Source organism: Delftia acidovorans SPH-1, assembly GCF_000018665.1.
GTDB lineage: Bacteria > Pseudomonadota > Gammaproteobacteria > Burkholderiales > Burkholderiaceae_C > Comamonas > Comamonas acidovorans.
The window spans coordinates 2620591-2634951 of record NC_010002.1; the positions used below are offsets into that span (position 1 = coordinate 2620591).

The following is a 14361-nucleotide window of genomic DNA, read 5'->3' on the forward strand; positions in this document are numbered from 1 at the left end:
CAAAGGGGATCTCTCAGGCCTTGATGGCAAAGCTGTCTGCGTACTTGCGCGGATCCTTGCCGTCCCAGACCGTGCCATCCATGAGCTTGCTGCTGCGCATCTCCGCCTTGGGCAGCGGGGCCTTGGCGGCGGTGGCGGCCTGCTGGTAGATGTCCAGGCGGTTGATGGAGCGGGCCACGCCCAGGTAGTCGGGGTGGTCCTTGAGCAGGCCCCAGCGCTTGTGCTGGGTCAGGAACCACATGCCGTCGGACAGGTAGGGGTAGCCCACGCTGCCGTCGCCGTAGAACTTCATGTGGTTGGGGTCGTCCCAGGTCTTGCCCATGCCGTCCTGGTAGCGGCCCAGGATGCGCTGGTTGATGGCGTCCACGCCGGTGTTCACATAGGCCTTGCCGGCGATGGTCTCGGCCATGCGGGTCTTGTTGGCCAGGCTCTCGTCGATCCAGCGGCTGGCCTCGATGATGGCCGCCGTCACGGCGCGTGCCGTGTTGGGGTTCTGGCGTGCGAACTCGGCCGTGGTGCCCAGCACCTTTTCGGGGTGGTCCTGCCAGATGGACTGGGTGGTGGCGGCCGTGACGCCGATGCCGTCCATGATGGCGCGGTGGTTCCAGGGCTCGCCCACGCAAAAGCCGTCCATGTTGCCCACGCGCATATTGGCCACCATCTGCGGCGGCGGCACGGTGATGACCTTGGCATCCTTGAGCGGGTGGATGCCGTTGGCCGCCAGCCAGTAGTACAGCCACATGGCATGCGTGCCCGTGGGAAAGGTCTGGGCAAAGGTGTATTCGCGCTTTTCGCTGGCCATCAGCTTGGCCAGGCCCGCACCATTGACGGCACCCTTGTCGGCCAGCTTCTTCGACAGCGATATGGCTTGGCCGTTGTGGTTGAGCGTCATCAGCACGGCCATGTCCTTCTTGGCGCCGCCCACGCCCAGGTGCACGCCGTAGACCAGGCCGTAGAGCACGTGGGCAAAGTCCAGCTCGCCGTTGACCAGCTTGTCGCGCACGCTGGCCCAGCTCGCTTCCTTGGAAGGAATGATCTTGACGCCGTACTTCTGATCGATCCCCAGCACCGAGGCCATGACCACGCTGGCGCAGTCGGTCAGCGGGATGAAGCCGATGCGCACCTCTTTCTTCTCTGGCGCATCCGAGCCGGCCGCCCAGGCGCCATGGTGGCCCAGCTGGGTGTAGAGCGCCGCACCGCCTGCCAGCGTGCCGGCCTGGCGCAGAAAGTCGCGCCGGGGCAGGGCCGGGCCGGCGGTGAGAGGGCCTGTGGTGGGCTTGGGGCTTGACGCCATGGCGGAACTCCTTCGATCGTCGGGAATGGAACACTTGCAAACGGGCCCTGCTCCAAGCAAAACGGCGTCCTCTCCAGCCGCGCTGCGCGGGGAGAGTGACGCCGTTGTCCTGGGGCCTTGAATCAAGACCGGGGTCCCGGCCGCCTTTGGCCGGGAGTTGCCAAAGTCAATGCAGAAAGCGTGCCAGGCCGTGTTCACAGGGGACCATGCCGTCCATCGGCCTTGCCAGCCTCGCCGGGCCACCTTCTGGTGCGTTCCATGGCACCAAGTCGGTGCTGCACTGCAGCATGGCTCGCACCGGCCCGGCGTTCAAGGCGCAGGCGGCAGGAGATCGGCCATGGAAAGCACGGCCTGCGCCACATCGGCCAGGCGGCGGTTCTGGTTCATGGCGGTCTGGCGCAGCAGCTTGTGGGCCTCCCCTTCGCTGAGCTGGCGCCGCGCCATCAGCAGGCCCTTGGCGCGTTCCAGCAGCTTGCGCTCCGTGAGCGTGGCGCGCACGGTCTCCAGCTCGGCCTGCATGGCCTGCAGGCGCTGCGACTGGTCCTGCACCAGGTCCATCACGGAACGGTCCAACTGCGGCCCCAGCCGTGCGGCCGGGGGCTGCAGCTCGCCCGGCGCCAGCGTGGCCGAGACCGGCGTGGTCGCCAATGCCTGCGGCGCCTGCAGCAGCGTCTGCAGGGCGGCGCGGGCATCGGCAATGCGGTGCTGGCATTGCTGCTGCAGCTCGGCGGTCAGGCGGGCCTCGACGGTCTGCAGCGCGTCCATGCGCTGCGAGCAGTTGTCGAACCAGGGCTCGGCCATCTCCACGGACAAAGGCGCGCCCGCTGCGGCCGTGCAGCCCACGCGGCGCAGCCGCTCGATCACGGCCAGCGTGGCGTCGGCCGCGCTGCTTTCTTGCCACAGGGCCAGGGAATGGGGCGGCGCGAACTCCGCAAAGACCTGAAAGCAGCGCTCCTGCGAGGCGATCAGGTGCAGCCAGTGCTGCTGGCGCGGCGCATCGCTGACGCCCGCACCAAAGGCGGCCACGCCCGTGGCGCGCTCCTGGCCCGCGAACTCCTTGCCCTGCATGAAGTTGAACAAGGCCACCAGCAGGCGCGAGATGCCGGGCTCGGGCGCGCTGTCCGCCGCCTCGAAGACCACGGCCAGCAGGCCGGCCACCAGATCGATATAGAGGGCCGTGGCCGCCTCCGGCGACAGCGCGCGGCTGGCAACGCGCTCGCGCAGCGCGGGCAGGGCGTCCAGGCACTGCAGCACATGGGCGATGCGGCTGAACAGCCGCGCGCCATGGCCGGGGTGGCCGGTGAGTCCCGCACCGCCGGGCTGCATGTCCACCCGCTCGAAGCCGTCGCGCGCCGCAGCGGCCATGCGGTCGCACTCGGCCATCTGGGCCAGCCTGGCCGGGCCGCCGCGCGCGCCTGCGCTGGCCAGAAACACGTTGGACAGGCCGCGCTCCTTTTGCAGCGCATGGATGAGGCGGCTGAGCAGATCCACCAGGGCGCTGGTGCGCTGCAGTTGCTCCAGCTCGCCGATTTCGCACTGCCGCGCGGCCACAAGAAAGTTGAGAGCGGTTTTCATGGGGGGCTTGGTCCTGTCTGCCTGCCTTGATGCAGTTTGCCTTGGTGCAAGGGACCTGGATGCAATTCCCATGCCGGGGGCGTCGCGCGGTGCTTGCATGGGCACGGTATCGATGATTTGATAGAATTTTTTTAATGATTTGAAATTTTCGATACACAAACTGACGTGTAAGCGTGTCGAATGTTTGCAAAGCGAATGGGGCGGTTTTTCAAGAAAAGCCCCGTTCATCCGGCGCACATGGCAACGCAGACCACGGCATTGGGCTGCGCAATGCGGCAGTGAGGCTGAATCGGCATGAGTTTGAAATATCACGAGAAGATCGGTTTTTCCCCATGCATTGGCTGTTCCTGACCGAGGGGGTGTCCCGGTGGATACCTGCGCACTGGCGCGGCTCGACATTTGTGTGCTGGCGCGGCCCGACATTTGCGTGCTGGCTGGCTTCGCTGCTGCCCTGCATGGCGCAGGGTCAGGTGCCTGCGGCTGCCCCGGATGGCGTCGCGTCGGCGCAATTGGCCGATGAGGGCGTCTGGTTCGCTGGATGGGATGCCCTCGGCCCGTGGGGTGCCGGTGCGTTCGTGGTGTTCCTGCTGGTGTGCTCGGTGCTCTACATCCGCATGCGCTGCAAGGCGCAGCGCCTGACGCAGTCGCTCAAGCAGAGCAATGAGAAATTGCTGCGCGCCAATGTGAAGCTCAAGCGCATCGCCTTCCGAGACCCGTTGACCGGTACGGCCAACCGGGCGTTGTTCGAGTACCGGCTGGGCCGCACGATTGCGCGCGCCGACAGCTCGGTGGAGCAGCCGGGGCCCTGCGGGCCGGTGCGCGTGGGCCTGCTGTACATCGACCTGGATGGATTCAAGCCCATCAACGATGTGGAAGGCCATGCCGCAGGCGACGCGCTGCTGTGTCAGGTGGCCGTGCGCCTGGGCCATATGACGCGCAAATCGGACACGCTGGCGCGCGTGGGTGGCGACGAGTTCGTGCTGCTGCTGGGCTGCCTGGCTTCGGTGGACGACGCCGTGGCCATGGCAGGCCGCGTGCAGAAGGCCTTGAGCCAGCCGTTCGACCTGCCAGGAAAAGCGGTCTCCATCAGCAGCTCCATCGGCGTGGCCATCTATCCCGACCATGGCAAGAAGGAAAAGCTCATGGCGGCGGCCGATGCCGCCATGTACACGGCCAAGCGTGCCGGCGGGAACACCTACGCCATCTTCAAGGAAAGCATGCGCCAGGGCGTGGCCGCGCAGTTCGACCTGCAGCAGGCCCTGCGCCGCGCCGTGGCCAGCCAGCAGCTGGTGCTGTTCTATCAGCCCAAGATCGATACCCGCACGGGCCGCATCCGCAGCGTGGAGGCGCTGGCGCGCTGGAACCACCCGCAGTTCGGCCTGATCAGTCCCCGCGTGTTCATCCCGCTGGCCGAGCGCTTCGGCCTGATCAGCGAGATCGGCGACTGGGTCATCGACGAGGCCTGCCGCCAGACCGCGCAATGGGCGCGCGAGCGGCGCTTCATGCGGGTGTCCATCAATATCTCGGGCTACCAGCTCTTTCAGACGCGGCTGGCGCAGTTCATCGCCGAGGCGATCGCAAGGCACCACATCCGGCCCGAGCAACTGGTCTTCGAGATCACCGAGTCCGTGGCCATGGAGGACGACAAGACCACCATGGCCGTGATTGCCGAACTCACGGGCATGGGCGTGCAGATCTCCATCGACGACTTCGGCACCGGCTACTCCAGCCTGGCCCTGCTGCGCCAGCTGTGCGCCGACGAGGTGAAGATCGACCGCAGCTTTGTGCGCGACGTGGCCCTCAAGAGCGATGCGCGGGCGGTGGTCGATGCCATCGTGCGCCTGGCCCATGCGCTGGAGCTGCGCGTGGTGGCCGAAGGCGTGACCAACCAGCAGCAGCGCGAAGTGCTGCAGGCGCTGGGCTGCGACGAGCTGCAGGGCTTTTACTTCGCCCGCCCCATGGATGCCCAGGCGCTGATCGCCAGCGAAATCTGGACCTCCGACGGCTTCGAGCCCGTGCGGTTCTCGCGCTCTTCCTACATAGACAACCTGTAGCGGAGCGCCGGCCGTGCAACTGCCCGCCTGCCAGGGGCCATTGATGCCTGTGGCCGTGCGCCGCGCCCGCAGGTTCTACACTTCAGCCCCATGAGTTTGCTGATTCTGGGGATCGAATCCTCCTGCGATGAAACCGGCGTGGCCCTGGTCGAGGCCCCCGATGGCACGGGCGTGCCCACGCTGCTGTCCCATGCGCTGCACAGCCAGATCGACATGCACCGCGCCTACGGCGGCGTGGTGCCCGAGCTGGCCAGCCGCGACCACATCCGCCGCGTGCTGCCGCTGACCGAAAACGTGCTGGGCGAGTCCGGCCGCTCGCTGGACCAGGTCGATGTGATCGCCTTCACGCGCGGCCCCGGCCTGGCCGGCGCGCTGTTGGTGGGCGCGGGCGTGGCCTGCGCCATGGCTGCGGCATTGAACAAGCCCGTGCTGGGCGTGCACCACCTGGAAGGCCATCTGCTGTCGCCCTTCCTGAGCGCCGATCCCCCCGAATTCCCCTTCGTGGCCCTGCTGGTCTCGGGCGGCCACACGCAGCTGATGCGCGTGGACGGCGTGGGCAGCTACGCCATCCTGGGCGAGACCATCGATGACGCTGCCGGCGAGGCCTTCGACAAATCGGCCAAGCTCATGGGCCTGCCCTATCCGGGCGGTCCCGTGCTCTCGCGCCTGGCCGAAGGCGGCGATGCCCAGGCCTTCAAGCTGCCCCGGCCGCTGCTGCATTCGGGCGACCTGGACTTCTCCTTCGCCGGCCTGAAGACGGCCGTGCTGACCCAGGCGAAGAAGCTGGGCGATGACCTGGAGGCGCGCAAGGCCGACCTGGCCGCCAGCACGCAGGCGGCCATCGTCGAGGTGCTGGTCAAGAAGACCCTGGCCGCGCTGCAGCAGACCGGCATGAAGCGCGTGGTCGTGGCCGGCGGCGTGGGTGCCAACCGGCTGCTGCGCTCGCAGCTGGATGCGGCCTGCGCCAAGCGCAAGCTGCGCGTGCACTACCCCGAGCTGCACCTGTGCACCGACAACGGCGCCATGATCGCCATGGCCGCCGCCATGCGCCTGCAGGCGGGCCGGGAAGTGGCCAACAGGCACTACGCCTTCGACGTCAAGCCGCGCTGGCCGCTCGATTCGCTGGCCTGATTCTTCGGCCGCCTCTGCCTTCCCCATCGCCGCGCTGTGCGGCGGGCCACCTGTGATGCGCAGCCTGCGCACAAAAAAAGCCCGGCATATGCCGGGCTTTGAAAACGGGCTGTCACCTTGCTAAGAGGAGGGAAGAAAGGATTGGTTGACAGCCCGGGTGCACAAACTCGCTGACCGGATTTACTGGATGCTCAGCGTGGTGGCCTTGCTCTGAGGCTCCAGGCGGGCCAGGGACAGCGTGAGCACGCCGTTTTCCAGCTTTGCGCTGCTGGCGGCAGTGTCGATCTCATGGTCCAGCTCCCAGGCGCGCTGCACCTGGCGGGGCGCACCCTCGACGCTGGACAGACGGACCACGGCGCCTTCGATGCTCAGCTGCAGCTGCTCGCGAGACAGGCCGGGCACATCCAGCTGCAGCGTCGTGGCCTTTTCATCGCGCTGCACCTGCACCGACGAGGGGGAGGGGGCGGCGTTGCCCAGGGTGCCTTGCAGGAAGCGCTGCAGGGCCAGATCGGCGGCTTGGGGGTTGAAGGCGTTGCGGCGGAGAACAGGCGAGAAGATCATGGTGAAGTGGCTCCTATAAACTGCGCGGCTTCATCGAAGTTGTCGCCGCATGGAGCGTAGTTGAGCGGCGTTGAACGCATTTCAAGAGGGAAAAAGCCATGAATAAATTGCGCCGCAAGGTCTTGAAAAGCGGTGCCATGGCGCTATTTGCTGCGCCCGCGCTGGCGGCCCTGGCCGCAAACGAACGCGGACAGCCCGTGCCCCCGCCGCGCGGCGAGCCCATACGGCTGGCGCTGATCGAAAGCCTGTCCGGCCCCTTTGCCAACACGGGCGAGGCCGTGTTCCGCAACCTGCTGTGGGCCACCGAGCGCGTGAATGCGCGCGGCGGTGTGCCACTGCCGGCCGCGCAGGGCGGCGCCCGGCCCCTGGCCATCGAACGCCATGACAGCAAGGGCCAGAACGAGGAGGCGCTGTCCGCGCTGCGCGCAGCCATCGACGGCGGTGCGCGCGTGGTCATGCAGGGCAATTCATCGGCCGTGGCGGCCGTGCTGGTCGATGCCATTGCCAAGCACAACGAGCGCGATCCGGCCCGGCGCGTGCTGTACCTGAACTACTCGGCCGTCGATCCTGCGCTCACCAACGAGCGCTGCAGCTTCTGGCACTTTCGCTTCGACGCCCATGCCGACATGCGCATGGCCGCGCTGATGCAGGTGCTGCGCGAGGACGCGGCCGTGCGCAGCGCCTACCTGATCGGGCAGGACTACAGCTTTGGCCAGGCCGTGCTGCGCGAGGCACGGCGCCAGCTGGCCGCGCAGCGGCCCGATGTGGCCATCGTGGGCGACGAGCTGCACCCCGTGGGCCGCGTCAAGGACTTTGCGCCCTATGCCGCCAAGATCAAGGCCAGCGGCGCCCAGGCCGTGATCACGGGCAACTGGGGCAACGATCTGATGCTGCTGGTCAAGGCCGCGCGGGAGTCGGGCTTCGATGGCCGCTTCTACACCTTCTACGGCAATGCGCTGGGTGCACCCGCCGCCCTGGGCGAGGCCGGGGTGGGCAAGGTGCTGGCCGTGGCCGACTGGCTGCCCAACGTGCCGGGCCCCGACAGCCAGGCCTTCTACAAGTCATTCCGCGAGCGCTTTCCCAGGCCTGCCGATGACTATGTGCACATGCGCATGCAACTGATGATCGAGGCCCTGGCCCAGTCCATGGCGCGTGCGGGCAGCACCGACACGGTGGCCGTGGCGCAGGCGCTGGAAGGCGCCGAGGTGGCGCTGGCCGGGCGCAAGGGCCGCATGCGCGCGGCCGACCACCAGTTCCAGCAGGCGCTGGTGGTCGGCGTCATGGACAGGCAGGGCGCGCCCGGCGTGCCCTTCGATGTGGAGGGCTCGGGCTACGGCTTCCGCGTGGTGCGAGAGATCGAGGCGGCGCGTGCCGAGCAGCCTGCGATGTGCCGCATGCGCCGGCCCTGACGGCCTCGACGGTTTGGATGGCCCGGATCAGCGGCCCATGGCCGTAGCGACTTCCTGGCCCAGTTCGATCACGGACAGCGCGTAGTAGCTGGACCAGTTGTAGCGCGTGATGGCATAGAAGTTCTCCGTGCCCGCGATGTACAGCGGCTGGCCCTGCGCGCCGTTTTCCAGCTTGACCAGGGCCAGCGGCCCTTGATGCGCCGCGCCGCTGCCCGGCAGCTGCACGCCGCGCGCAGCCATCTCGTCGGCCGTGAACTGGGGCAGGATGTCGGGCGCCAGCAGGGCGGCCAGGTCGGCGCCCTGGGCCTGCATGATCACAGGGTAGTGGGTGGGCATGCCGCTTTTCCAGCCATGCGCGACAAAGTAGTTGGCCACCGAGCCGATGGCGTCGGCCGCGCTGCCGAACAGGTCGATGCGGTCGTCGCCGTCGAAGTCCACCGCCCACTTCACCCAGCTGCTGGGCATGAACTGGCCCATGCCCATGGCGCCCGCGTAGCTGCCGCGCAGCGAGAACGGGTCCGTGCCCGCACGGTACGTGAAGCGCAGGAACTGCTCCAGCTCACCGCGGAAGTACTCGGTGCGTGCCTGCGCGCGGGGGTGGGCTGCGGGGAAGTCGAAGCTCAGCGTGGCCAGGGCGTCGATCACGCGGAAGTTGCCCATCTGCTGGCCGTAGATGGTCTCCACGCCGATGATGCCGACGATGATTTCGGCCGGCACGCCGTACTGCTTTTCGGCACGCGCCAGCGCGGCGGCATTGTCCTGCCAGAAACGGGTTCCGGCGCGTATGCGCACGGGCTCGACAAAGCGGCTGCGGTAGACGCCCCAGTTCTTGGCCGTGCCCTGGGCAGCCGGCGTCATCAGGCGGGGAACCTGGGGCAGAAAGCGCGCCTGGGCGATGGTGTCGCGCACCCAGTCCACCGGCAGGTCGTGGCGCATCGCAATGTCGGCGGCCATCTGCATGGCATCAGGCCGTTCGCCGTAGGGCGTGCTGCCCTGCACGGTCCTGGCCACGGCGGCGCCGCCTGCCGCCGTGGCGGCGGCAGCAGCGGTCGTGCGCTTTTTCGTGGAAGGTTTGGCCGTGGACTTGGCGGCAGTCTTGGCTGCGCCGGTCTGGGCGGGCGCCGGCTTGCTGGCCAGCGCGCCGCAGGGCAGGGCGGCGGCCGCAAGCAGCAGCAGGGCGGAGGGGATCAGTCGTTGCTTGGTCATGGTGTGCTTGTCGTGGGGCCGGCAGCGGCGGCTTGTGGCCGTGGCTGCGGAGTGCGTGGCCAGTCCAGCGCCCGCCATTGGCGTCGCAGGGCGGGCAGGCCGGGGGTATCGGGTGCGGATTTGGGTGCGGACTGGGGTGCGTATAGGGGGACGGATTGGGGGGCGCGTGCGTAGCGCTGGCGCTCCATGTCCAAAAGCCAGTCGTGCAGGGCCTTGGCGGCCGTGGCGTCGTCCTGGCCCCAGCGGTCCATGACCTGGGCTGCCAGCGCGCGCGGGGGCAGGCTGGCATCGGCATCCAGGCCGATGCGGCGCAGTCGGGCGCGGGTCCTGTCCATCAGGCGCAGCCATTCATCGCGGCTGCTGCGCTGGGCGCGGGCCATCCAGGCCAGCCAGGCCAGAGCGGCCACGCCGGCCAGCGCGCCCAGCAGGCGCAGCATGTCCACCCACGATGGCGACTGCACGCCCAGGTTCTTGAGCAGGTCCAGCTGGCGGCTTTGCGTGTAGTTCAGCACCCACTGGTTCCAGCCGTTGTTGACGGCCTCCCACACGGCGCGCATCTGCTGCAGCATGCCCACGCCCACGAAGTTGCCCACGGCGCCCGCAATGGCACCCTGGGGCGCGCGCAGGCGCTGGAACTCGCCCACGCGCGACGGGGCCACGGCGCCGGTGGGGTCGATGCGCACCCAGCCCTCGTCCGCCAGCCAGACCTCGGTCCAGGCGTGGGCGTCGGCGTTGCGCACGGTCCAGTAGCCATCGACAGGGTTGCGCTCGCCGCCCTGGTAGCCGGTAACGATGCGGGCAGGCACGCCCATGCCGCGCATCAGCACGGCGAAGGCGGAGGCGATGTGCTCGCAGAATCCCTCTTTGCTGTCGAACCAGAAATCATCGGCCGTGTGCACGCTGTCCACCACGCCGGGCTCCAGCGTGTAGGTGTAGCCGCCCGTGCGCAGGCGCGCCAGCGCGGCCTGTACCCAGGCGCGGGGCGGGGCGTCGGCCAGTTGCGGGTCGGCGCGCATCTGCCGGGCCAGCGCCAGCGTGCGCGGGTTGCTGCCTTCGGGCAGCTGGGTGTAGCGGCGCAGGGCGCGCGTAGGCTGCAGCGGCCCGTAGCTGAACTGCACATGGCTTTGGGCGCTGATGCGCACCACGTCGGTGATGGGGCGCCAGGTCAGCCATTGCAGCTGCGGCGTCATGCGGGCGCTGCCCATGCCCGGGGGCAGCTCGGGAGCCCTGGCCGCGGCGTCCAGCAGGGGCAGCCAGGGGCGGCGGCTGGGCTCGATGGTCATCTGGTAGCTCACGCCCTCGCCGGAGACGCGCAACTGCGCGTCCTCCAGAACGGCCTCCGTGTCCATCTGCCATTCCTGTCCGTCAAAGCGCGACAGAACGGGCCCCCGGAAATACAGGGTGTTGGCAGGCGGAGGCGCACCATCGGGCGTATCGAAACGCAGGCGCAGGGCCACGTTTTCGTCCAGCACCAGCGAGGCCATGGAGCCCACGCGCATGTTTTCCGACAGGCCGCTGCGGCCGGCCAGGTCGTTGCCAGGCACGCCCCACAGCGGCGCCATGCGCGGGAAGAACAGGAACAGCGCCACCATCACCGGCGTACCCCATAGCGCCAGCAGGGCTGCCGTGCGCAGCGCCTGTGTCAGCGGCGGGCGGCCTGCGGTCATATGGGCATTGACCAGGGCCGTGAGCAGGCCCAGCAGGCCCAGCACCATGGCCAGGGCCAGCAGCAGGGACTGCGAGTAGAAGAAGTTGGCAAGCAGCGCGAAGAAGCCCAGGAAGAACACCACCATGGCATCGCGCCGGGCGCGCAGCTCCAGCGTCTTGAGCGCCAGCAGCAGCACGATCAGGGTCACGCCCGCATCGCGCCCGACAAAGGTGCCGTGCGAGACCCAGGTGGCGCCCACGGCCAGCAGCAGCAATCCACCCAGCACCCAGCGGCCGGGCAGGGGCTGGCCGCGCCAGGCCAGCAGGCCGCGCCACAGCAGCAGGCCGGCCACGAAGACCATGGTCCACCAGGGCGTGTGGGCGGCCTGGGGCATCAGCACCCAGGCGACCACGGCCAGCAGGAACAGGGTGTCGCGCGCATCGCGCGGCAGGGCGGCCAGGCGCTGGCGCCAGGTGGCCGCGGGCTGCGCAATGGCTTGGAAGGAGGAGGGCATGGACGTGCGATTCATGGGCAGGCCGCCAGGGCTTCCAGGCAGAGCGTGGCGTGGGCCGCGCCCTGGTCGGGGGCGATCTCGCGGCCGTCGGGCAGGCGCAGGCCCCAGGTCAGGTCCTGTTGGCGCGCGACCAGAACCCAGGCGGTCAGGCGGCTGAGGCGGGCCTCGGGGTCGGCCAGGCCGGTGGCCTTGGCGTCCAGCCACAGGCGGTGCTGCTGGGACAGCGGGCGGTCGCGGCTCACCAGCTGGTCGCTGCCCGTGGCAAAGGCCTGGGCGGCCTTTTTCCAGACCACCAGCTTGAGCGCATCACCGCGCCGGTAGGCACGCACGCCATCGAACTCGTCGCCGTGGCGCGTGGAGGCCGCGCTGCGGCCGCCGGCATCGGCACTGGCCGCAGGCAGGGGCGGAGGATTGTGTTCGGGCGCCGGGTAGATCCAGGCCTGGGTCTGCGCGCGCCACAGCGCCCAGACGCGGAAGGTGCCCAGCGGGTAGCGTGTGGCCGCCGTGATCGTGGGCAGCGATTGCAGGCCCCGGCGCAGTGGCGTGAAAGCCAGTTGCGCCGTGGTGCTGCCCTGTGCCGGGACATCGATCCAGGTCCAGTCGATGGCCGCCGTATCGCCCTGCACGGCCAGGCCTATGCCCCAACGCGTGCTGCGGCGCGTGTTGTGCAGCACCACGTCGAAGCGGCAGGGCTGGCCGGCAAAGCTGCCGGCCGGCGGCAGCAGGTGCAGCGCCAGGCCGCGCAGATTGCCGTGGCCGACCACCATGCCCGCTGCCGCGCTGCCGGCCAGCAGGAACGTCAGCAGATAGCCCAGGTTGAGCTGGTAGTTGATGGCGGCCACCAGCAGCACGCACAGCGTCAGCGCCAGGGCCCAGCCGGCACGCGACGGCATGATGTAGACATTGCGCTGGGTCAGCTTCAGGCTGTCCGTGCGGGGCAGGCGGGCATGCCACCACTGGCGCACGCGCCGCGCGGGAGACCAGCGCTGGCGCAGCGATGCCCCCGGCCGGGCGGCGCCGGGCGAAGACGCGGGAGCGGCCGGCATCAGCGCAGCGCCACGGCGTCCAGCATGGCGCGCACCTGCTCCACGGCGCCCCGGCCTGAGGAGCCTATGGGCACCAGGCGGTGGGCCGCCGTCTGCGGCAGGATGGCCTGCACATCGTCGGGCGCCACGTAGTCGCGCCCTTCCATCAGGGCCACGGCCCGTGCCGCGCGCAGCAGCGCAATGCCCGCGCGAGGCGACAGGCCCTGCACGAACCACTGGCCCGAGCGCGTGGCTTCCAGCAGGTCCTGCACATAGTCGAGCAGGGCATCGCTGGCATGCACCTGCAGCACGGCTGCCCGCAGGTCCTGCAGCTCCTGCGTGGTCAGCAGCGGTGCCAGCGCGTCGGCCTGGGCGCGCCGGCCATTGCCGGACAGCAGGGATCGCTCGGCCGCGCGGTCGGGATAGCCCAGGCTGATGCGCATCAGGAAGCGGTCCAGCTGGCTTTCGGGCAGCGGGAAGGTGCCCAGCTGTTCCTGCGGGTTCTGGGTGGCGATCACGAAGAAGGGTTCGGGCAGGCGGTGCGTGCGGCCCTCGGCCGAGACCTGTCGCTCCTCCATGGCTTCGAGCAGGGCGCTCTGCGTCTTGGGGCTGGCGCGGTTGATCTCGTCGGCCAGCAGCACCTGGGCGAAAACGGGGCCCGGGTGGAAGACAAAGGTCTCGCTGGCGCGCTCGTAGATGGACACGCCGGTGAGGTCGCTGGGCATGAGGTCGGCCGTGAACTGCACGCGTGAGAACTGCAGCCCGAAGCTGTGTGCCAGCGCATGCGCCAGCGTGGTCTTGCCCACGCCGGGAACGTCTTCCAGCAGCAGGTGTCCCCCGGCCAGCAGGCAGGCCACACTGTCGCGGACCTGAGCCGGTTTCCCTACAACCACCGTGTTAAGCTGATCCAGAAGCGCCTTGATCTTGTGTGTTGCTTGCATGGCGCGACGTTATCCTAAAAAAAACATCGCGGAGACATCACTGTGGGCAAGACGGGTTATTTCACCCATAGGGAGTGCTGGCGGCATGAGATGGGGCCGGGGCACCCGGAATGCCCGGCCCGGCTCGACGCCATCGAGGACCGGCTGCTGGTGACCGGCGTGGCCGATGCGCTGGAGCGGCACGAGGCTCCCCAGGCCTCGCTGGCCGACATCGAACTGGCCCATGACCGCATGCATGTGGCTGCGCTGCAGGGCCTGACCCAGCGCCTGGTTGAGGAGCAGCAGGCCGGCGGCCCCGAGTACTCCCAGATCGACACCGACACCTCCATCAACAGCCACACCTTCTCGGCCGCCCTGCATGCGGCTGGCGCCGCGCTGGCGGCCACCGATGCGGTGATGGCCGGCGAGCTGGAGAACGCCTTTTGCGCCGTGCGCCCGCCGGGCCACCATGCCACGCGCCACCAGGCCATGGGCTTTTGCTTCTTCAACAACGTGGCTGTGGGCGTGAAGTACGCGCTCAGCCGCCACCACCTCAAGCGCGTGGCCGTGATCGATTTCGACGTGCACCACGGCAACGGCACGGAGGACATCCTCTCCGGCGACGACCGCGTGCTCATGTGCGGCATCTTCCAGCACCCGTTCTACCCCTTCAGCGGCGACCAGCATCCGGCCGCCAACATGGTCAACGTGCCGGTGGCCGCCTATACCAAGGGCATGGACATCCGCGAAATCGTCGAGATGATGTGGATTCCGCGCCTGGAGGCCTTCAAGCCCGAGTTGATCTTCATCAGCGCCGGCTTCGACGCCCACCGCGAGGACGACATGGGCCAGCTGGGCATGACCGAGCAGGACTTCACCTGGATCACCTCGCGCATCAAGGACATCGCGCGGCGCTTTTCCAAGGGGCGCATCGTCTCCTGCCTGGAAGGCGGCTATGTGATGGGGCCGCTTGCGCGCAGCGTGGAAGCGCACGTGCGCGTGCTGGCCGACCTCTGAACCGGAT

Annotated in this window: 11 protein-coding genes; 4 read left to right on the forward strand and 7 right to left on the reverse strand. The window is 68.8% G+C overall.

Annotation, left to right across the window (positions count from 1 at the left end):
• Positions 1-13: 13 nt before the first annotated feature.
• Together DACI_RS11880 and DACI_RS11885 are read right to left on the reverse strand one after the other, a co-directional pair.
• Positions 14-1294 carry a CmpA/NrtA family ABC transporter substrate-binding protein gene (locus DACI_RS11880; RefSeq protein WP_012204297.1) on the reverse strand — a complete coding sequence of 427 codons (1281 nt, stop codon included), beginning with the start codon at positions 1292-1294 and terminating at the stop codon, positions 14-16.
• Between the two features lie 309 nt (positions 1295-1603).
• Complete coding sequence (locus DACI_RS11885; RefSeq protein ID WP_012204298.1) at positions 1604-2869, reverse strand: nitrate regulatory protein; 1266 nt, start codon at positions 2867-2869, stop codon at positions 1604-1606.
• Positions 2870-3324: 455 nt separating this feature from the next.
• On the opposite strand from DACI_RS11885, the gene DACI_RS11890 reads away from it, so the two are divergent.
• Both DACI_RS11890 and tsaD read left to right on the forward strand, forming a co-directional pair.
• Complete coding sequence (locus DACI_RS11890) at positions 3325-4923, forward strand: putative bifunctional diguanylate cyclase/phosphodiesterase (protein ID WP_225971079.1); 1599 nt, start codon at positions 3325-3327, stop codon at positions 4921-4923.
• A 90-nt stretch (positions 4924-5013) separates the two neighbouring features.
• Complete coding sequence (gene tsaD, locus DACI_RS11895) at positions 5014-6054, forward strand: tRNA (adenosine(37)-N6)-threonylcarbamoyltransferase complex transferase subunit TsaD (RefSeq protein WP_012204300.1); 1041 nt, start codon at positions 5014-5016, stop codon at positions 6052-6054.
• 180 nt (positions 6055-6234) lie between these two features.
• Here the strand turns inward: tsaD and DACI_RS11900 are convergent, their stop codons facing one another.
• Positions 6235-6615 carry an Hsp20/alpha crystallin family protein gene (locus DACI_RS11900; protein ID WP_012204301.1) on the reverse strand — a complete coding sequence of 127 codons (381 nt, stop codon included), beginning with the start codon at positions 6613-6615 and terminating at the stop codon, positions 6235-6237.
• Positions 6616-6713: 98 nt separating this feature from the next.
• Between DACI_RS11900 and DACI_RS11905 the strand changes: the two genes are divergently transcribed.
• Entirely contained in the window at positions 6714-8024 is a 1311-nt protein-coding gene (locus DACI_RS11905; RefSeq protein ID WP_012204302.1) for a branched-chain amino acid ABC transporter substrate-binding protein, read from the forward strand.
• A 27-nt stretch (positions 8025-8051) separates the two neighbouring features.
• Here the strand turns inward: DACI_RS11905 and mltB are convergent, their stop codons facing one another.
• From mltB to DACI_RS11925, 4 genes are read right to left on the reverse strand one after another with little or no spacing between them, the layout of a single operon-like run.
• Complete coding sequence (gene mltB, locus DACI_RS11910; protein ID WP_012204303.1) at positions 8052-9230, reverse strand: lytic murein transglycosylase B; 1179 nt, start codon at positions 9228-9230, stop codon at positions 8052-8054.
• Positions 9227-11407: a transglutaminase family protein gene (locus DACI_RS11915; protein ID WP_012204304.1), complete on the reverse strand. Its 2181-nt coding sequence runs from the start codon at positions 11405-11407 to the stop codon at positions 9227-9229. Before DACI_RS11915 ends, mltB begins: the two co-directional genes overlap by 4 nt.
• Positions 11404-12438: a DUF58 domain-containing protein gene (locus tag DACI_RS11920; protein WP_012204305.1), complete on the reverse strand. Its 1035-nt coding sequence runs from the start codon at positions 12436-12438 to the stop codon at positions 11404-11406. Before DACI_RS11920 ends, DACI_RS11915 begins: the two co-directional genes overlap by 4 nt.
• Positions 12438-13358: an AAA family ATPase gene (locus DACI_RS11925; protein ID WP_012204306.1), complete on the reverse strand. Its 921-nt coding sequence runs from the start codon at positions 13356-13358 to the stop codon at positions 12438-12440. Before DACI_RS11925 ends, DACI_RS11920 begins: the two co-directional genes overlap by 1 nt.
• A gap of 90 nt (positions 13359-13448) precedes the next feature.
• Between DACI_RS11925 and DACI_RS11930 the strand changes: the two genes are divergently transcribed.
• Positions 13449-14354, forward strand: a complete 906-nt coding sequence (locus DACI_RS11930; protein ID WP_049801441.1) for a histone deacetylase family protein — start codon at positions 13449-13451, stop codon at positions 14352-14354.
• Positions 14355-14361 lie beyond the last annotated feature (7 nt).